Raw genomic sequence first — 18,315 nt, forward strand, 5'->3', positions numbered from 1 at the left:
GTGGTACTGACCTTCCCACGTTCCACTTCCTATTTTTCTATGCTTCTCTGACAGCCCTCAAAACTTGAAGCCCATCAGCCGGTAAAGGGCCGTGCCCAACTCTGCGCGGGTCAGGTCGGCGGCGGGGCGGGCGGCTCCGGCACGGAGTTCCAGCAGTCCGGCGGCCACAGCCCCGCCTAGTGCTTGGCGGGCCGCGTCGGAGGTGGCAGCGGCGGCGTCGGTGGCGGTCAGGGGGGCGGCGGGCAGGGCACGTAACTGCACGAAGTCGTAGGCTCCGGCCAAGGCCAGTGCCGTTTCCTGCCGGGTGGCGGGGCGGTCAGGATCGAAGCGGCCTTCCGGCGCGGTCAGCCAGCCACGTGAGGCGGCCACCCGAATAGCGGCGGCGTCGGGGTGCGTGGCCGGAACGTCGCTGAGGGCGGGCACGGTTTTTTCTCCGGCACCGCTGGCGAAGGCGAGGGCGGCGGCCAGTTCGGCCCGCGTGACGCTGCGCTGAGGAGCGAACAGACCGCTGGGCAACGGCGGCAGCAACCCACGGAAAGCCACAGCCGTCAATTCTGTTTCGCGGGAATGGCCGCGCAGGTCGCGGGGGGCCACCGGTTCCAGTCCGTTCAGGCCCACCGGAGCCACGTCCATGCGGGCGTTCAGCACGGTGTAAGCGTCCACGCCCGTGACACTGCCGTAATGTCCTTGCGTGTCGGCGGCTTTGCTGAGGGTCACGCGGTAGCCCGCGCCGTAGCCTGTGCCGGGGCGGTAGCGCAAATACAGGCCCGAAGTCCGGGTGGCGGTGTTGTCCACGAGGCCGTAAGTCAGCAGGGTGCGGTAGGCGTCGTTTCCGGCGAGGTCGGTGCTGGTGCGGGGCGTCGTCTCGTACTCGTCGCCGGGCTTGATCAGGCTCTTTTTGGCATTCACCGTGACGGCCAGTGTTTGGGGGTTCAGGCGGTCACCGCTCATCAGGTAGTGCAGGCGCAGATTGCCGAGACGCACGCCCAGCGGCCCATCTTGCCGGGTGGCTTCGCGGGCGTCCATGATGCTCAGGCCGCCGCTGCCCAGCACGTCCACCATGCCGTCCGGGGCCACCAGCATGGCAGTGTTTTCATCCAGCCCGAAGCCGATTTTGTCGGGGCCAGCGGTCAGGTAGGCGGCCATGCGGGCGTGGCGGCCAGAGTAGGTATTGAAGTGCTGATCGATGATGCCCGCCGAGAACAGCCCGAAGCCCGGAGACACGTACACGCCGCGTTGGTCGGCCTGCGGAGCCACGCCGAAATCGAGGCTGTCCAGCGGAATGCCGAACGCCGAGGGCATCCGCACCGACTGGATGCTGGCCCCCGCCGACGACCCGCCGATGACGCCGCCGCGTTCCGCCCACACGTCCCGAATGGCTTTCAGGGCTGGAGTGTCGCTACCGTCGGCAGTGGCAAAGGCTTTTTGCAGGCGCAACTGGTCGCCGCCCACCATCCACACGGCACTGGCCGCCCCGATAGCGTTCAGGATTTCGGGCGATTTGGTGGCGTCGGCGGCGTTTTTGCTGGTGATGTCCAGCACGGTCACGCGGGCGGCAGGCAGGCCTAGAGCTTCGAGTTCGGCCTTGAACCGTCGGCTGCTGCTGAGGCTGCTGCTGGCAGTGGGCACGATCACCACGTTGGCGGCGTCCTTGCCCCCGGCGGCCTTGATAAAGGCGTCGTACACGGGCAGGTTGTCGCTTCGGAGGCCGCCTCCCACGATCAGCAGGCTTCCGCGTGCGGCCTGCGACGCGCCCACCAAGGTCAAGGCGGCCACAGCGAAGGCCAGAGTCAACGTCCGTTTCTGCAAGGCACTCTTCATAGCTTCCCCCAAGATTGTGATGTTCGTGGGGATGCTAACACAAGGATTCTGCCGCTGATCGGGACACGGGTTCAGCTAAAGGTGATGCTTTCCGGCACGGCCAGCCCTATCCCCCCGCCCCCAATTTGCCCAGCCACACGCCCACGCCGAACACCACCGCGCCGCCCACGATCACCTGAAAAATGGTTTGGCGCAGCGGGCTATGCATATAGCGCCAGCGAATCAGGGCAATGATCAGCAACTCTACGATGACCACCACGTAGGCCAGCGTGAGTGCCGTTTGCAGGTCAGGAATGAGGAAAGGAAGCGTGTGCAGCATGCCGCCCAAGATGGTGGCCGCACCTGTGATGACGCCGCGTGCAAAGGGCTTGCCGCGCCCGCTGACCAATCCGTCGTCGCTGAGGGCTTCGGCGAGGCCCATGCTGATGCCCGCACCCACGCTGGCAGCAAAGCCCACCCAGAAGGCGTCTATTGGATTTCCGGTCAGTCCGGCGGTGGCAAAAATAGGCGCGAGGGTGCTGACGCTGCCGTCCATCAGGCCCAGCAGGGCAGGCTGCACCTTTTGCAAAATAAAGGCCTGATCGTGGGCGGGAGGCGTGGGCGGCGGGGCGACAGGCTGACTTGGGAACGGGGTGTCGGACATACGTCATTCTAGTCTTAATAGGAATAATTCTCAATAAGCTAGGATAATATAACTAGCCAAGAGAACTAGCCGATAGACATGGTTCATGGAACGCGGCCACGCCGTATCCTGAGGCAACCGTGAATTCTGCACCTTTTCCGCCCCCTTCCTTCCCGCCCGCCCAGCGCAGATACGCGGTGATACTCAACCCACATGCGGGGCGGGGTCTGGCCTCGCGCGAGTGGCCCCGGCTGGAAGGCGAGTTGCAGGCCCGCCGCTTTGACTTCCAGCTGATTTCGGCGGGATCGGGGGCCGACGCTCTGGCCCGCGTGCAGGCGCTCCCGCCTGATGTGGCGGTGTTGGCGGTCGGCGGTGACGGCACGGTGGGCGCACTGCTGCCCGCGCTGATCGGGAGTGGGGCGCGGCCTCTGGCGATTGTGCCGCTGGGCAGTGGCAACGACTACGCCGGAATGTTAGGCCTGAAACCGGGCCAGTTCGGGGAAGCCCTAGACCGCCTGAGCTACACGCCGCGCCGGGTAGACGCGCTGGAAGCCACCGTGACCGAAGGCGCAGGCGCGGGCCTTCCCCGGCTGCTGCTGAACGGCCTCGGCATGGGTTTCGATGCACAGGTGGCCGCCACCATGCTCCGCGCCCCCGCCCGCCTGACCGGATTCGGGCGCTACTTGTGGGGTGCATTGGCCGCCCTGCGCGACCTTCAGCTCACCGAACTGACGCTGACCGTAGACGGCCAGACGGTCTATTCCGGCCCCAGTTGCCTGTCGGCGGTCATGAACGGCACGCGCTACGGCGGCGGCTTCCTCATCAGCCCGCAGTCCGACGCCCACGACGGCCAACTGAACGCCCTCGCCAGCGGCCCTGTGACCCGCCCGCAACTGCTGGGCCTGATGGGCCGGGTGCTGCGCGGCACGCATCTGGGCCAGCCCCGCGTGTACCACGCCACCGGGCAGGCCGTGACCATCCGCTGGGCCGCGCCCACCCATCTGCACCTCGACGGAGACCTGTCGGGCGAGGTAACGGAAATTCAGGTGCGGGTGCTGGGAGGGGTGGTGACGTTGCTGAACGGGTAGAGGGGAGACAGGGAAGAGCGAATGTGGATCGTAGAACGTGGAAACAGCCCAACCACGATCTACGATCCACAATCCGAATGCTTGCCGATTTCTCAGGCCCACTGACTGTGCGCCGGAAAAGACGAGACAGCGAACGTGGATCGTGGAACGTGGAACCAGCTCACCCACGATCGACGATCCACGTTCTGAAGTGCCTTACTTCAGCGTCGCAAGTTTGGCCTTGGCGGCGTCCAGATCACGCTTCTGCCAGAAGGTATCGGCTTCGATGCTGACGGCTTTTTCCAGTTGCGCGGCGGCGGCGGCCTTGTTGCCCTGACTCAGCAGGGCGTTGGCAAATTCGATGCGGTGAACGGCCACGTTCGGTTCGAGGGCGATGGCCTTCTCGAAGTTGGGCGAAATCTGCGCCTTGCTGCCGCCGATGGCGCGTCCGGCCACTCCCTTCAGGCCGCCGACATCCAAGTTGGCGTGCCACAGGCCCAACGCGACGTACACGCCTGCGAGTTTGGGATTCAGCTTGGCGGCCTGATCCAGATTTTTCTTCATGTCCTGACCGAGGGGCAGGCTCTGGAACACGCCGCTGTACTGCGCCAAACGGCCCTGAGCGCGGGCGAGTTCAAAGTAGGCTTCGGCGTTGTTGGGGTCAAGCTTGATGGCCTGTCTGGCGTAGTTCTGGGCCTTTTCGAACAGGGCCTTTTTGGCGTTGTCGGCACTCAGGGCTGCTCCGCCCGTTGTGGCTTCGGCGGCCAGCGCAAAGCCGTTGCTGGTGTTCAGGGAAGCGGCGGCGGTGGCAGCTTCCTGCCATTTGCCGGAGTCGTACAGGGCTTTGGCGGCTTGCTGGGACTGCGCGTGGGCCACGCCCGAAATGGCGGTCAGGGTCAGGGCGAGGGTCAGCAGGGGGCGGTTCGTGAGAGCTAGGCGCATGGTGGTTCCTCCGGGGAAGTTGGGGTGAGTCCAGCCGGGCAGACAGAGGATGACCGCCGGAGCTAGAGCAAGTTGAAAAGCTGCACCGAGTATACACATCCGGACTCCGAACGTCTGATGGGCGCGTCAGGAACGGTCTGCGCGGATAGTTATGAACCGGGTGCAACGAATGAGGGCCGAGGTGGTAGGCTCAGGCCACCTTGATTTCGTCGTCTCTGGACTGCCTCCGCCGTTCTCCCTCCTATGCGGGCGGGTATGGGCGGGCCTGACGCTGGAGTGCTGGACTGGCGCGGCATTCTGGCCGATGTGCGTGCCCATTTGCCCCCCGCGCAGGCTGCTGCGGGAGCAGTACGCGGCAGCCTGCGCTGGCTGGAGGCAGAAATGCGGGCACGCGGCGCGAATCCGGCGTCGGTGCGGAACATCGTGTACCGCGATATTGGCACGCCCGCCGATAAAACCGCGCTGGTCGCCATCCTGACCGACTTGGCGCGGGAAGCAGGCCGCCCGCCGCCCACCGTTTCTCTGCCCGCCGCCCCCGCCCGCCTGCCCGATGAACTGGAACTGTTGGGCCGCAGCAAAAAGCGGGCCTACAAGCAGTTTCTGGCCGGGGTGCGGGCCGGAAGAATGCCCCGAATGATCGTGACCGGGCGGCGCGGCGCGGGCAAAACGGTGCTGCTGGATCATCTGGCGTTGGCGCTGACTGCTGAAGGGGTGCCCGTGCTGCGGCTCTCGCTGGCGGGCGATGTGGCTGCCCAATGGCCCGCGCCCCCCGCTGCTGGCCGCTCTTTTGCGGCGTTGGCGGCGGCTCAGGCCGAAGCCGCCCGCGCTGCCTTAGTGGGACGAGAGGGCGTATTGCTGGCCCGCGTCACAACCGATCTGAACTGGGCCGCAGAGCCGCCCCGCCTGCCCGACGGCACGCCCGTTTCGGCGGCGGTGTGGGCCACCGAACATCTGCTGCGCCGCGCTCCGGCTGGGTTGGCGGTGGTACTGGCCCTAGAGGACGCCGCAGGAGTGGAGGCGCACTGGCCCGCTGGCGGGGCCGAACTGATAGAGCTGCATCCTCCCACGCCCGCCGAGGCCCGCGCTTACCTGATGGCCCGCCTCGGCATTGGCCGCGCCGCCGCCGACGCTTTGGTGCGCGAAACAGGCCGCAACCTAGACCGCCTGACCCTGTTGGCGAGCGTGGGCCGGGGCGAGGCCGGACAGGGCGAAAGCGGCGCGGCGCGGCTGCTGGCCGATCCTGATATTCGCGCTCTGGCAGCGGCTCTGGCAGGCCTGTCGGTGGTGGCGTTGCCTGACGCGGTTCCCGACGCCGCCCTCTGTGCCGCCCTCGGTTCCCCGCCCGCCGCCCTACCCGCCCATGCCCGCGCCCTGTTGTCCGGTTCCCCTGCGCTGGGCTGGACACCTGCCGACGTGCTGCTGGCCGCTCTGCCACTGGTTCCCGCCGCTGAAGCTCAGGCCGCTGCCCGCCGTCTGGTAGCTGTGTTCGAGGGACATGAGCAGGAAACTGCTCCTGAACTCTCTGGCTTCTCCCTCGCCGCCCTGACCCTGCTGCAAGACTGGCCCGCCCTCGCCGCACAGATCAGCCGCCGCCCCGACGACGCCCGCCATTTGCCGCCGCTGTGGGCCGCCATTCGGGGCAGCAGGGACAAGTCAGGGGCTTCGGCAGAAGCGCTGGAAATCCTCGCCCGTGCGCTGGCGACGCACCATGCCGGACGGGGCGAATACGGCGATCCACGCGCCCGCGACGCGCTGTTTACCCTGCTGGAATCCCCGCGCGATCCGGTGCGGGCATGGGCACGGGTCAAGCTGGCTGAAAGCAGTGTGGACGCTGGAAACTTTGAAGCCGCACGCGGGCAACTGGCCCACCCCGACCTGACCCATCTGCTCTCGGAGTCTTCTGCATCTTGGCCCGCCTCATCGTGGACGGTGGCGGCGCAGGCCGATGCGCTGTTGGTGCAGGCGGCGTTGGCCCGCTGGAGCGGAGACTTGGAGGCCGCCACCCGCGCTGCTGGCGATCCCCGCACCGCGCAGGGCGGCCCGCGTGCGGCGCTGTGGCGTGGGCTCATCGCCAAAGACGCGGGGCACTGGCCCGAAGCCTTGAGCGCCCTGCAAAGTGTGCCGCCTTCCAGCCCGCTGCTGTCGGCCCGCGCCCGCTACCAAGAGGGCGACTTGCGCCTGAGACTGGGCCAACCTGCCGCTGCCCTGCGCGCCCTTGAGGACGCCGCCGAACGCCTGCCCCGTGCGGGCGGAAGCGCTGAAGAAACCGCCCGCGTGCTGGCCCGCGCCGCCACCGCGCAGCGCAGGCTGGGGCATCCGCAAGAGGGTCTGACGTTGCTGGGGCGGGCGCTGGGGCTGATTTCTTCCCCTGTTTCTCCCCAAGAAACACGGCCCCAGGACAGCCGCCCCCGTGAAGACGCCCTGCCCCGCGCCCGCCTGCTCTCCGAAGGCTTGCCGATTCTGCTGGCGCTGGGCCGCCCCGATGAAGCGTTGGCCCAGGCTGCCGCCGCCCTTGGCCTGTTGTCGGGCGTGCTGACTGTGTCGGGTTCCCGCCAAGCCGAGGCCGAATACCGCCTGCGCCGCACCCAATACCGCCTCGCGCTGGCGTACCTGACGCGGGGCATCGGGCTCCCGTATCTCTATCCGTTCTGCGGCCCGCGCCGCGATCACCCCGATTTGGCTCAGGCACGCACTTTGCTGGACAGGCTGCTGCGTCCTGCTGTCGATTCTTCTCAACCTGACCGTGAACAGGTCTTGACCTTCGACATGCTGCTGACGCGGGCGCTGGCTGATCCCGCCCCGGCCCCCGCCTTGCACTTTGCCGAGCGTGCCCTCGCCATGACCGATCATGCTTACGCGGCGGCTCAGGCCCATGCCATCCGTGCCGAGGCGCACTTGCGGGCCGATCGAACAGGTTCGGCGCTGGCCGACATCAACCGCGCCCATACCATGCTGCGCCGGGTGGCGTTGGGGGTGGGCGGTTCTGACCCTCTCTCTGATACACATGCCGCCGATCCGGGGTTGGCCGCGCAACTGCTGGCGCTGGAAGTCCGGGCCACCATCGGGGAAGGGGCGGGGGCGCTGTTGTGGTTGCGAACGGCCCTGCAAGACCCCGCCCTACATCCCTTCCGGGCAGGCGTCTGGCGCGAGGCGGGCCGCGCTCTGGAAGCCCATCATCCCGGTGCAGCAGGCGAGTTGCAGCGGATCTATCCGGCGGCCCGCTTGGCCCGCGTCGACGCCCTGCGCGTCCGTGACCGCCTGTGGGTCTTGGAATCTGAGACGGGGCTTCAGGATTAAGAATTCAGAGGGCGGGGTTATCGGGTATGCTGGGGGCGTGAGCATCACCGATTCGCAGGCCGGAGGCCGCGCCGCCATCCGACTGCTGCAAGGGTACGTCTGGCATCCTCAGAGCGCCGACGTAGATCTGGAGCACTACCTACCCCGCGAGCTAGACCTGCCCAAGTCTCCGGGCGCTGCCGACGAGGACGACGCCCATGTGCTGTGGGACATGGTGTCGCCGCCCTTCGCCTTTTTTGAAAACGGCGAGCCGACAGCGGCCCAGACCTTTTACCAGTTCACGGTGTTGCGCGTCTACGATGACCGCCCCAGCAACGAGGCCCTGCACGGTGACGCCGAGGCGGCCAGTCAGGCGCTGAATCCCCTGCTGGACGGCACGCCGGAAGGGGTGGGCTGGCAACTCTGGGAAGACCTGCGGGAGCTGTGATGCCGGGAGCTGTGACGTGAGGGGTTGCCTATGATCGCTTGGCTTGATCTGTTGGCGGAAGGTGACCGACACCCGCGCCGCTTTGACAGCCCTGAAACCTTGCTGGTGTACCTGACCCGCGTGGAGCGCCTCAGTCCGGAAGCCGCCCAGCACTTGATCGAACTGGGTGAAGTCGGCCCACCGCTGGCCCGCCGCGAGTATCAGGTGCGGGCGTTGCCGCTGCCATCGTCTGTTCAGACATGACCGAACCCGACTCGGTAGGTCTTGAAACCAATGTGGAAGGCCCCGTTGTCGCCATCCCCGTGTACGCGGGCGTCAGCGAATTGGAATTGGGGATCATGGTGGCTGTGTGCCGCCTGTGCGGGGGCGAAGGCGCGACCCGTACACTGCACCGCTCGCGCGTCAGCATTCTGACTGCCGGGGGATTGGTCAGCACGCCGCATGTGATGTACGCCGCCCTGCCCGAACCCGCCGCCCTGCTGCTTCCCGGTGGCCCCGGAGCTGCCAAAGCCGCCCGCGATCCGTTGCTGCGCGGCTTTTTGGCGGCCCATGCCGGGTTGCCCACCGGAGCCAGTGGCAGCGGCCTTCTGTTGGCGGGCGAGGCAGGCACGTTGCAGGGCCGCGTTCTGGGTGGCCCCGCCGACCTGACTGATCTGTTGTGGGGCTTTTCCCCTGCCGAGGTGCGCCCTGGTGAGGTTGTGACCGATGCCCACCTGACCACCACTCCGGGCGGATTCCCGGCGATGTATGCGGCGTTGGCCGTAGCTGCGGTGGTGTGGGGCGAAGCAGCGGCGTTGGGAGCGGCGGAGCGGTTGGGGTGGGACGGTCTAAGGGTCTAAACGTCTAGGGTCTAAGGTGCTGGGGCGGTGAGGTTTTGGGGGTGGCTGAGCGGTTAGACTGCGGGGAATGACCGATAGACCAGTTCTGGCCGATCCTGCCGCCCCTCAGCCTTGGGAAGTTACGCGCTCTACCGTGATGTACCAAGACCGCTTTCTGAAAATCCGTACCGACCAATGCCTGACGCCCGCCGGAGTCGTCGTGCCCACCTACCACGTCATAGAGGCCTTGGACTGGGTGAATGTGCTGGCGCTGACGCCCCAGTTGGAAGTCGTGCTGACCGAGGAATACCGGCATGCCGTAGGTCTGGTGCTGTCCGGTTTGCCCAGCGGGAACAGCGAGATGGGCGAAGCTGCCGCCCCCGCCGAAGCCGCCCGCCGCGAATTGTTGGAAGAAACGGGATACGGCTGCGCCACGCTGATTCCGGTGTCGTCCAGCTTTGTCAGCACAGGCACGATCACCAACCGCGTCCACTCGTTTTTGGGCCTAGACGCCCAGTACGTCGGGCCGCAAAATCTCGATCCAAACGAAGAAGTCTGGGTCAGGGTGGTGCCGTTTTTGGAGTGGTTCCGGGCGGCCAGAGCCGACGCCCAGCACACCCAGTCTACGCAGCAGGTCACGCACTTGCAGGCCATGTGGGGCGCAGTTTCGGTTATCCTGAGCGGGCAGCAGCCGTCGCTGGAGCCGTTGCGTGGGCCGCTGCTGGAACTCTTGTCTTCATCCTGATCGTGAAGCGCCACACTGCACTTTTGCCCTGTTTGTCCCGTTGCCCCGCGCTAGCCTAGTCCCATGCCTGATTCCACCCTCCCCATTCCCACAGACCGCCCCCGCCGACTGCGGCGCACTCCGGCGTTGCGGGCACTGACCCGTGAAATTACGCTGGCCCCGGCGCACCTGATCCACCCCATGTTCGTGCATGAGGAAGCTTTTGATACGCCCATTACCACCATGCCCGGTGTGAGCCGCCACAGCCTAGAGAGCGCCGTCGCTCAGGCGGGAGAAGCGTTGGCATTGGGCATTCGCTCGGTCATCCTGTTCGGCATTCCGGCCCACAAAGACGCGCTGGGCACGCAAGCGTATGCCGATGAGGGCATCATTCAGCGGGCGGCGCGGGCCATCAAGTCGGCTCATCCTGCCTTGACCGTCATTGCCGATACCTGCCTGTGCGAATACACCGATCACGGACACTGCGGCCCGCTGTGCGAGATTCAGGGCGGCGAATGGACGGTAGACAACGATCCCTCGCTGGAATTGTTGGCTCAAACGGCGGTGTCTCAGGCGCGGGCGGGGGCCGATGTGGTGGCTCCCAGTGCCATGATGGACGGCCAAGTGGGGGCAATTCGGGCGGCGCTGGACGCGGCGGGCTTTTCGCACGTGCCAGTTATGAGCTACGCCGTGAAGTACGCCAGCGCCTACTATGGCCCCTTCCGGGAGGCGGCGGGCAGCACACCCAGCGTAGGAGACCGGGCCACCTACCAGATGGATCCGGCGGGCGGCTACCGCGAGGCGCTGCGTGAAGCGAAATTGGACGTGGCTCAGGGCGCGGATTACCTGATGGTCAAGCCCGCGCTGGCGTACCTCGATGTCATTAAGCTCTTGCGCGACAACTTTGATCTCCCTCTGGTCACCTATAATGTCAGCGGCGAATACGCGCTGATCAAGGCCGCTGCCCAACTGGGCTTTATGGACGAACGCCGCACCGTGCTCGAAACCCTGACCGGAATGCGCCGCGCCGGGGCCGACGCCATCATCACCTATCACGCACTGGACGCCGCCCGTTGGCTGGCGGGAGAATAAGCATGATTCAGGCCACCAAAGAGCAGAACAGCATCAACGACCCGATTCGTGTGGACTGGATTTCTACCGGAATCTGGCCCGGACGCCTCGGCCTGACTTTTGCGCCGGGTAAAAAAGGCGGCAGCATCTACCAAAATGGAGTTGTACACGCCCGCGACGTGGCCGAAGACATGCACACGCTGGCCCGTGACGGCGTGCAGGTCTTGGCCCCGCTGATCGAGGATTTTGAATTTGACATGCTAGGGATGGACGGCTACCACGCCGAAGCCGAAGCCCGCAGCATCCTGATCGCCGCCTGTCCCATCGAGGATCAGCAAGCGCCCACAGACCGCGCTGGCTTTGCCGCCTACATCGACGAATTGATGACTTATACGGACTCCGAATAAAGATGCCAGACTGGGAGATCAACAAGTTCTATTCTCCGGTGAAGTTTCAGCATCAGGCTGACGAATTCTGGGCGATTTACCGCGTGAGTACTTGTGCGGTGGAGCGACGACGGGCGCAATTCTTCGCGCTGCTGGCGGAAGGTCGAAGTGAAGGTGATGTCATGGACATCACCCAATATGGAGTGCGCTCGGCTCGCTACGTGATTGACCGATACCACCGCTTGGGTCTGAAGGGCTTGTCAGATGGACGGCGGGACAACCGGGGTGCGCCACGCGTCTTGACTGCCGAAGAGCAACAAGCACTTGCGGCTCAGCTGCACGCCGATTTCGAGCAGGGCGTGGTGTGGGAAGGCAAGCGGGTTCAAGAGTGGATCAAAGAGCAGTTTGGCAAAGAGGTGTATTTGGGTCGCACCTATGAATTTATGCGTGCCGCAGGGTTTTCCCCACAAAAACCCCGCCCACAGCATGTCAAAGGCGATCCGGCAGCGAAAGAAGCGTTTACAACAAAGAGCTAGGGGAGGCGCTCCGCCGTGCGGAGCGTCTCCATCCTCGGGTCTCGCTGTGGGCGATGGACGAACATCGTTTGGGCCTCCAGCCCATCCTTCGCACCGCGTGGGCACCCACCGGGCAGCCGTTCATTTGCCCGGTGCACCCCCGTTACGAATGGCTCTATGTGTACGCCTTTGTCAACCCAGAGACCGGCGAAAGTCGCTTCTGGATCATGCCAACGCTCAATCAGCAGGCCTATGGGCTGGTCATGGCCGCCTTTGCTCAGAGTGTGGGGGCGGGCCAAGATCATCATGTCGTGGTGGTGGAAGACAACGGTGGCTTCCATGTCCCTGCCCTGCAGGGACATCCCCCAGGCATCGAGATTGTGCGCCTACCACCGTACTCGCCAGAACTCCAACCTGTCGAACGCGTCTGGCACCTCACCGATGCCACCATCGCCAACACCTGTCCGCAAAACCTCGCCGCTTTGGAAACTGTGCTCGGAGAGCAGTGTGCGTGGCTCGAAACCCAACCTGACCTCATCACCCAACACACCCTCTTCCACTGGTGGCCTTTGTGTCAGAATTAATCGGAATTCGTATTACCTGCTGGATGGCCGCAGCGTTGTCGTGCATTGCCGGGGCGGATTGGGCCGGGCCGGACTGGTGGCCGCGTGCCTGGTGGTGCAGGGCGGAATGCCGCCGAGGGAAGCTATTGCGCTGGTACGGGCCACGAGGAGCCGCCACGCGATTGAGACGGCGGTGCAGGAACGGTTTGTAGAGGCATTCGGAGCATAGCCCGCCGCAACCGACTGCATGAAAGAGGGTTGTTAAAGGAATTGTCCGAGGTCTAGTGTCAGCTAGAAGACCTCTGACGCTTCCATTCCCCCAACTACTTGTTGAGATTCATTAGACCTCTTGCGAAAGTGGTGGTCTAAACTGGCAGCGTGGAGCGAGACCGTCTGACACGCACGCTGAAGATGAATCGCAAGCAGTTTCGTCGACGCACCGGGGTTTACCCGGAAACCTTTGCCGAGATGGAAACGGTGCTTGCACAACGGGAAGAACGGAAAAAGAAATCTGGCCGCCCAGCCGCGCTCAGCGTGGCTGAACAACTCCTGATGACGCTGGAATTCTGGCGTGAGTACCGTACCTTCGCACACCTGGGTGACGACTGGGGCGTGCATGAAACCACCGTGCACCGCACGGTGGAACGCGTGGAAGCGGCCTTGATTGGCAGTGCGCGGTTCCAGATGCCCAGGAAACGCGTATTTCAGGAAGCGCAGCTCGTCTACAGCATCGTCGCCGTCGATGCTTCTGAAGTGCCGTGTGAACGGCCCAAAAAAAACAGCGCCGCTGGTACAGCGGCAAGAAAAAACGCCATACCCTGAAATTTCAGCTGCTGATCTGCACCGTGACTCAGCGCATTCTGGGCACCGCCACGAGCGCGGGGGCCGTTCATGACCTGAAACTGTTCCGTCAGTCGGGCGTGCGACTGCCCAACGATACCGCCCTGATCGGGGATGCCGGGTACCAGGGACTCTGGCGGAGCCACGGGCAGGCCATCACCACCCATAAGGCGACGCGTGCGTCGCCCCTATCCGCGGATCAGCGCCAAGAAAACCGCGTGCTCGCCTATACCCGGCAGGGCATTGAGCATGTCATTCGCCGGATGAAAATCTTTCGTGTCCTGAAGGGCATCTATCGCCATCGGCGGCGTCGGTTTGCCCTTCGAGTTCAGCTGATCGCTGCGCTCTGCAACCTGACCCGCGCACGTCCCGCCTGACTTTCGCAAGAGGTCTATTGACTTCGGTCAAGGCGAACAACTCTCTCGACGACTACTTCAATCTACTTTGGGCCGACGAGGATAGATTTTCGTCGGCTCTTTTTTGACTCGCACGTTGATACGGCTTCTGGGAGATGGTCGGGGAGAATATACCTCTGGGCATGGGCGTAGGGGAGGGGGGATAGACATCGAAGGACACCTATGCTTCACTAATGGCCACGAGTCCATTGCAAGCTTAGGGCGAATCTGTCGCCTCCGTACCATCCTCCACAATGCTCTCCTCTTCTTCCTAGACGGTCTCGAATCTTTAACCTGTTCATCATATTGCTTGGCAGATATGAGCGAGTAACTAACACAGACCTCGGACTCAATGATTAATCTCATATTTCACAGAAGTCGCAGCCGAGTCAAGGAGGATTTGCCATGCATTCAGCCCGTTTACACCGCGTATCGTCGTTTGTATCCTTTGGCCTGCTCTGCTTTGCTGTTACGTGTTCGGGTCAGGTAGAGGCCGCCAGCCTCAGCAAGATTCAGAGCAGTGGCACATTGAAGCTTGGGTTTTCCACCAATACTCCGGGTCTAATCACCTCAGAGAGCGGAAAAATCACGGGTTTTGCTGTGGAACTCATGTCTTTGATTGGGAAAGAGATGAAGGTCAAGTCTGTGACATGGAAGAAAGTGGCAACGCAAGATGTGTTGCTTAAAGATTTGGGTGCCGGAACCTTCGATGCGGTGTTTGATGCACGGTTGCCACAAGTTATCAGTGACATTGATCAGAGTGCGCCGCTAGGCTGCACCGGGGGCGTGTTGTTCGCCCGTCCCGGTGGCCCCAGCACACAGGCGGGCCTTCAAGGAAAAAGCATTGCCATGACTACAGATCACCCCTATTTCAACTATATCCGCAACCTTCCTTTCCCAAAGAAAGTCAACGTGTTTCCCTCTGCCGACGAAGGCCTGTTGGGTTTTTTGTTGGGTTCGGTGGATGTCGTGCTTTTAGACCGATTCGATGCTCTCAAAATGTACAAAAAAGTCGGCCCTGAAAAGTTGCAGGTCAGTCCTCTCTTGTGGAGCCAGCCTATGTATGTTGTCGTCAGTACTGATCCTAAAAAAGAGGTCACGGCTGCCATCAATAAGGCACTGAACAAGCTTCAAAGCAACGGCGTTTACGCCACCCTGAGCAAAAAATATTTCACTCAGGATGTGCGTTGCACGCAGTAATACGTATTCCGATTGAAAACCAAGAGTACGACTTTTAATCGGAGCGGAGCGAGTGAAAACACGTCCGGACTGATGCGGTGTGGATGGATAAGTGGTGCAGTTGCGGCTGTGCGGCCACCATACGGAATGCGTAGAAGGCAACTTGACTTGAATTTTGTGGCTTGCCACCGCCCTTCTTACGGAATCTCCACTTCCCCACGCCACCCCGCAGGCCGCTCCAGCAGCAGCTTCAGCGGGGTTTCGCCGTGCTTCAGCAAATAGGTCAAGAAATTCATTTCGCGTTCCTGCGGCGTCCCGTTGGGCAGCAGATGTGCTTTGAGGCGGGTGAGTTGGCCGCTGCGGTCATTTTCTTGGCGTGCTAGGGCGCGGGTCGCCAGCGTTTGCAGGTGGGCAATCCGGGCGGTGGTGCGGGTGCGGGTGCGTTCAGCGGCTCCCTCCAGTGTGGGATCGAGGGCCGCGATTTCGGCGGCTAAGGCGTGCAGATCGGCGTCTAAGGCGCTGAGGCGTTCGGCGGTGACGGCCCCGGCTTGGCGCTCTAAGGCCAAAGAGCGGCCCAACACGCCTTCCGGGTCAGCCTGCACCTGCGCGGCAGGGGCGTTCAGACGGCGCAGCAGCCGCGCCACATTGGGTTCCAACCACGTCACGCTCAGGCGGGGCCACAGCAGCGGTTGCTGAAGCCCATGCAGCGGATACACATCTTTTAGTTGTGCCCCATACGCGATTTCGCCGGGGCCGACGACAAAGGCGGCAGTGGGCAGCAGCGCGTCCTGCACTGTGGGGCGTAGGCCAGCAGCGGGCGTCAGGCGCGACGGATCGGCGTCCAGTACGGCCAGCAAGTCGGCTTTGGAATAGCTGCGGGTGTCGGTAGAGAAGGTTTTACCTTCCAGCTTCAGGAGGCGGCGTTGGCCGTCATCTTCCTCGATAAACAGATTGGTGGCCCCGGCTGGGCGGCGCAACTGCGGCACAAAGCCTCGGCGTTCCAGCGCGGCGGCGGCGGCCTCTATGCGGGCCGAGCTTTCCAGCGGGCGCTCCAACTCCTGTGCCAGCGTGGGGGCCATCAGGCGGGCCAACGCGGGATGAAGGGGATCAAGCACCAGCAGGCCAGCGGGGGCGAGCAGCCCATGAATCAGGCGGGCAAAGACATCGGCGTAACTGCCGCCAGCAGCAATGGCCCGCCCGATTCTGCCCCGCACGGCGGCCACATATTCTTGCGGCGCGTCGAAGGCATCCAGCAGGGCCATCACCTGCGCTGTCCATTCGGCCCGCCACGCAATCCGGCCTACGGGCACGCCTTCCGGCACATCCAACGTCAGGCGATGCAGGTATTCGGAGTGATCCAGCAGCGTCGTAGACGCCACTTCTGCCGCGTCGTGGTCTTGGCTGGCGATCCAGTACACCGCCACCACAGGCACGGCTTCGGTGTGCAACTCGCGGGCCAAGAGTGCCGCGTCTGCGCCCTTATGCACGCTGTAGGCTGGCCCGGTCAGCAGTCCGGCTTGCTGCCCTGTGACCACCACGCGGGAAGCCGGGTGCGCCAAGTGCATTAGGGCCGCCTCCGCGTGGGCGTCCAGCGTGCCTAAATCTTGGTGATAGGCCCGCAGCGCCGACGCCAGTGCCGCACGGTCTAGCTCAGGCCGCGCCTCTGCCAGTGCCGCCGCCGTATCCCCCCCCCGCAGCCGGATAAAGTCTGCCAATTCGCCTGCCCGGTAAGCTGTTGCCAAGTCTGCCGCCATCCGCTCTGCCTCTTCTTTTTCACCGTTCGGGCCTGTGTGGTGCGTGCCAGACGGAAAAGTCTTGAATTTAGACCCGGCACCACACGCGGCGGTATCAGGTCAACCCCTGCACGGTAAAGCACCGCAAAACTTAAAGCAACAACGGCAGGAGCTTGATTTGTGTTAGGTCAGGGTGTAAGGGAGCGGCGTTGACGTGAGGAAGCAGAATCTATCCACGGAGCGAAGTGAAGAGCCTGAATTCTTCATTTTGGAATCCTTGACGTGGCCTAACGCAACGGCTCCCGCGTGGCCTGCTGCAAGCCTGTTCTGTCGGTCAAAATAATGCGGCGGTAGCCCAAGTCCAGCAGTCCGCGTGTGCGGAAGTCTCCCAGCAGCTTGGTAATCGTTTCGCGGGTGCTGCCCACCACATGGGCCAAATCCTGGTGAGACACGCGCTCCCGCAGCGCCAGCGTGCCGCCTTCAGGCCACGGGCCTTCGCGTTCGGCCAGGTTCAGGAGGGCGAGCGCCAACCGCTGCGACACTTCCAAAAACACCAGTCCGGCCAAGCGTTCCTGCACGCCCCTCGTCTGGCGGGTCACCTGTTCGGTGAGGGCCACGCCTACAGGCGGATAGGTGCGGGTCAGGCGCGAGAGGGTTTCTTGGCCGATCATCAGGGTTTCGGTGTCGTCCATAGCCTCGGCATACACGCCGTAGCGTTCGTTATGCAGCAGAGTGGAGGCTCCGAGCAGTGCGCCCGCGCCGTGCACGTCCAGCGTGACTTCGCGTGCGCCGGAGCCGAGGCGGTACAGCCTGACCGTGCCGCGCGTCAGCAGGTGCAGCGTTTCGGCGGGGTCTTCGGGATGAAACAGCAACCCGCCCCGCGCCCAGCGCCCCACCCGTCCTGCGGCCACCATCTGCGCCTGAGCGTCTGCGGGCAAAACTCCAAAAACACCGGGCAACATGCCCCGCAGTATGACGCAAGCGGGGCCGGAAGTTGCCGGGGGTATCTGGGCGGGGGATAGGGGGCGGCGCACTGTATGGCCCAAACTGGCCCCCGCCCCTTACAATCGGCCCAGCATGACCAACGCCCGCCCCGCCCACCCCCCCGCGCCCCCCGCAGATTCCGCACGTCTGGAACTGTTTGGGTTGCCGCTGGACGTGATTTCTCTGGACGCCACCCTAGACTTGTTGGGCGGCTGGATGTTCACGCAGTCCCGCGCCCCGCACACGGTGGTCACGCTGAATCCCGAACTGATCGTGCAGTCGCGCAGCCACCCGGAATTTGCCAATGCCGTGCAAGTGGCCGATTTGGTCACGGCAGACGGCGTGGGCATCGTGTACGCCGCCCGCCAACTGCACGGGTTAGAAGTGCCGCGTGCGCCCGGTTTCGACATCGTAGCGGGGCTGATGAAGCGGCACGGGGCCGACTTGCGGGTGTTTTTCCTTGGTGCAAAACCCGGTGTGGCAGAGGTAGCCGCCCAGAACGCCGCCCGCGACTACGGGATTACGGTGGCAGGCGTGCATCACGGCTATTTCGACTTGCCCGAAGACCAGCGTGTGGCCGACTTGGTGGGGGCCAGCAACGCCCACCTAGTCCTGACGGCGATGGGCGGCGGGCGGCAAGAAACCTTCAACCAGTACTGGCGGCAAGTGCTGAACGCGCCTGTGCTGATCGGCTGCGGCGGTGTGATAGATGTGCTGGCCGGAACCGCTGACTTGGCCCCGGCTTGGACGCGCCGAATGGGCGTGGAATGGATCTGGCGCGTGGTGGGAGACCGCAAACGCTGGAACCGTGCGCCCCGGTTGGCCCAATTCGTGACGCTGGTGCGGGCGGAAAAGAAGCGGTTGGGACGGTGATGCGCTGGGTGGGGGAGAGCGCGAAGAGCGTCCAACGGTTTGCTGTAAGACAAGGGCT

Annotated in this window: 20 protein-coding genes; 15 read left to right on the forward strand and 5 right to left on the reverse strand. The window is 64.0% G+C overall.

Annotated elements, in window-relative coordinates; translation table 11 throughout:
- Window positions 1-57: 57 nt before the first annotated feature.
- Together SU48_RS05955 and SU48_RS05960 are read right to left on the reverse strand one after the other, a co-directional pair.
- Entirely contained in the window at window positions 58-1,821 is a 1,764-nt protein-coding gene (locus tag SU48_RS05955; RefSeq protein WP_064014452.1) for a cyanophycinase, read from the reverse strand.
- 106 nt (window positions 1,822-1,927) lie between these two features.
- Complete coding sequence (locus SU48_RS05960) at window positions 1,928-2,464, reverse strand: VIT1/CCC1 transporter family protein (RefSeq protein ID WP_064014453.1); 537 nt, start codon at window positions 2,462-2,464, stop codon at window positions 1,928-1,930.
- A 119-nt stretch (window positions 2,465-2,583) separates the two neighbouring features.
- On the opposite strand from SU48_RS05960, the gene SU48_RS05965 reads away from it, so the two are divergent.
- Entirely contained in the window at window positions 2,584-3,531 is a 948-nt protein-coding gene (locus SU48_RS05965) for a diacylglycerol/lipid kinase family protein (protein WP_064014454.1), read from the forward strand.
- A gap of 195 nt (window positions 3,532-3,726) precedes the next feature.
- Here SU48_RS05965 and SU48_RS05970 read toward each other — a convergent pair whose 3' ends face one another.
- Window positions 3,727-4,452: a tetratricopeptide repeat protein gene (locus SU48_RS05970; protein WP_064014455.1), complete on the reverse strand. Its 726-nt coding sequence runs from the start codon at window positions 4,450-4,452 to the stop codon at window positions 3,727-3,729.
- Window positions 4,453-4,707: 255 nt separating this feature from the next.
- Between SU48_RS05970 and SU48_RS05975 the strand changes: the two genes are divergently transcribed.
- The 13 genes from SU48_RS05975 (at window position 4,708) to SU48_RS06030 (ending at window position 14,688) form a co-directional block, all read left to right on the forward strand.
- Window positions 4,708-7,749, forward strand: coding sequence for a tetratricopeptide repeat protein (locus SU48_RS05975; protein WP_064014456.1), 3,042 nt, complete (start codon window positions 4,708-4,710; stop codon window positions 7,747-7,749).
- Between the two features lie 37 nt (window positions 7,750-7,786).
- A complete protein-coding gene (locus SU48_RS05980; RefSeq protein ID WP_064014457.1) occupies window positions 7,787-8,176 on the forward strand; it encodes a DUF3208 domain-containing protein in 390 nt (129 codons plus the stop codon).
- A gap of 30 nt (window positions 8,177-8,206) precedes the next feature.
- A complete protein-coding gene (locus tag SU48_RS05985) occupies window positions 8,207-8,419 on the forward strand; it encodes a hypothetical protein (RefSeq protein ID WP_064014458.1) in 213 nt (70 codons plus the stop codon).
- Window positions 8,416-9,015: a helix-turn-helix domain-containing protein gene (locus SU48_RS05990; protein ID WP_064014459.1), complete on the forward strand. Its 600-nt coding sequence runs from the start codon at window positions 8,416-8,418 to the stop codon at window positions 9,013-9,015. The genes SU48_RS05985 and SU48_RS05990 overlap by 4 nt, the downstream gene beginning before the upstream one ends.
- 67 nt (window positions 9,016-9,082) lie before the next feature.
- A complete protein-coding gene (locus SU48_RS05995) occupies window positions 9,083-9,739 on the forward strand; it encodes an NUDIX hydrolase (protein ID WP_064014460.1) in 657 nt (218 codons plus the stop codon).
- 63 nt (window positions 9,740-9,802) lie between these two features.
- Complete coding sequence (gene hemB / locus SU48_RS06000; protein WP_064014461.1) at window positions 9,803-10,810, forward strand: porphobilinogen synthase; 1,008 nt, start codon at window positions 9,803-9,805, stop codon at window positions 10,808-10,810.
- 2 nt (window positions 10,811-10,812) lie between these two features.
- Complete coding sequence (locus tag SU48_RS06005; RefSeq protein ID WP_197474689.1) at window positions 10,813-11,196, forward strand: protein-tyrosine phosphatase family protein; 384 nt, start codon at window positions 10,813-10,815, stop codon at window positions 11,194-11,196.
- Window positions 11,197-11,198: 2 nt separating this feature from the next.
- Complete coding sequence (locus tag SU48_RS06010) at window positions 11,199-11,711, forward strand: winged helix-turn-helix domain-containing protein (RefSeq protein ID WP_064013755.1); 513 nt, start codon at window positions 11,199-11,201, stop codon at window positions 11,709-11,711.
- Window positions 11,615-12,274 (forward strand): IS630 family transposase, encoded by a 660-nt coding sequence (locus tag SU48_RS14355; protein WP_157451050.1) that lies wholly within the window; start codon window positions 11,615-11,617, stop codon window positions 12,272-12,274. The genes SU48_RS06010 and SU48_RS14355 overlap by 97 nt, the downstream gene beginning before the upstream one ends.
- Window positions 12,198-12,482 carry a phosphatase domain-containing protein gene (locus tag SU48_RS14465; protein WP_407919267.1) on the forward strand — a complete coding sequence of 95 codons (285 nt, stop codon included), beginning with the start codon at window positions 12,198-12,200 and terminating at the stop codon, window positions 12,480-12,482. Before SU48_RS14355 ends, SU48_RS14465 begins: the two co-directional genes overlap by 77 nt.
- Before the next feature lie 149 nt (window positions 12,483-12,631).
- Entirely contained in the window at window positions 12,632-13,075 is a 444-nt protein-coding gene (locus tag SU48_RS06020) for a transposase family protein (protein WP_231881655.1), read from the forward strand.
- 8 nt (window positions 13,076-13,083) lie between these two features.
- Window positions 13,084-13,470 (forward strand): transposase family protein, encoded by a 387-nt coding sequence (locus SU48_RS06025; protein ID WP_331710206.1) that lies wholly within the window; start codon window positions 13,084-13,086, stop codon window positions 13,468-13,470.
- 423 nt (window positions 13,471-13,893) lie between these two features.
- Window positions 13,894-14,688 carry a substrate-binding periplasmic protein gene (locus SU48_RS06030; RefSeq protein WP_082869692.1) on the forward strand — a complete coding sequence of 265 codons (795 nt, stop codon included), beginning with the start codon at window positions 13,894-13,896 and terminating at the stop codon, window positions 14,686-14,688.
- Window positions 14,689-14,864: 176 nt separating this feature from the next.
- Here the strand turns inward: SU48_RS06030 and bshC are convergent, their stop codons facing one another.
- Together bshC and SU48_RS06040 are read right to left on the reverse strand one after the other, a co-directional pair.
- Window positions 14,865-16,421 (reverse strand): bacillithiol biosynthesis cysteine-adding enzyme BshC, encoded by a 1,557-nt coding sequence (gene bshC / locus SU48_RS06035; protein ID WP_064014463.1) that lies wholly within the window; start codon window positions 16,419-16,421, stop codon window positions 14,865-14,867.
- Between the two features lie 266 nt (window positions 16,422-16,687).
- Window positions 16,688-17,362, reverse strand: coding sequence for a Crp/Fnr family transcriptional regulator (locus tag SU48_RS06040; RefSeq protein ID WP_064014464.1), 675 nt, complete (start codon window positions 17,360-17,362; stop codon window positions 16,688-16,690).
- 115 nt (window positions 17,363-17,477) lie between these two features.
- Between SU48_RS06040 and SU48_RS06045 the strand changes: the two genes are divergently transcribed.
- Window positions 17,478-18,257 (forward strand): WecB/TagA/CpsF family glycosyltransferase, encoded by a 780-nt coding sequence (locus tag SU48_RS06045; protein ID WP_064014465.1) that lies wholly within the window; start codon window positions 17,478-17,480, stop codon window positions 18,255-18,257.
- Window positions 18,258-18,315: the final 58 nt, after the last annotated feature.

Source organism: Deinococcus puniceus (genome assembly GCF_001644565.1).
In the GTDB taxonomy this organism is placed as follows: Bacteria; Deinococcota; Deinococci; order Deinococcales; family Deinococcaceae; genus Deinococcus; species Deinococcus puniceus.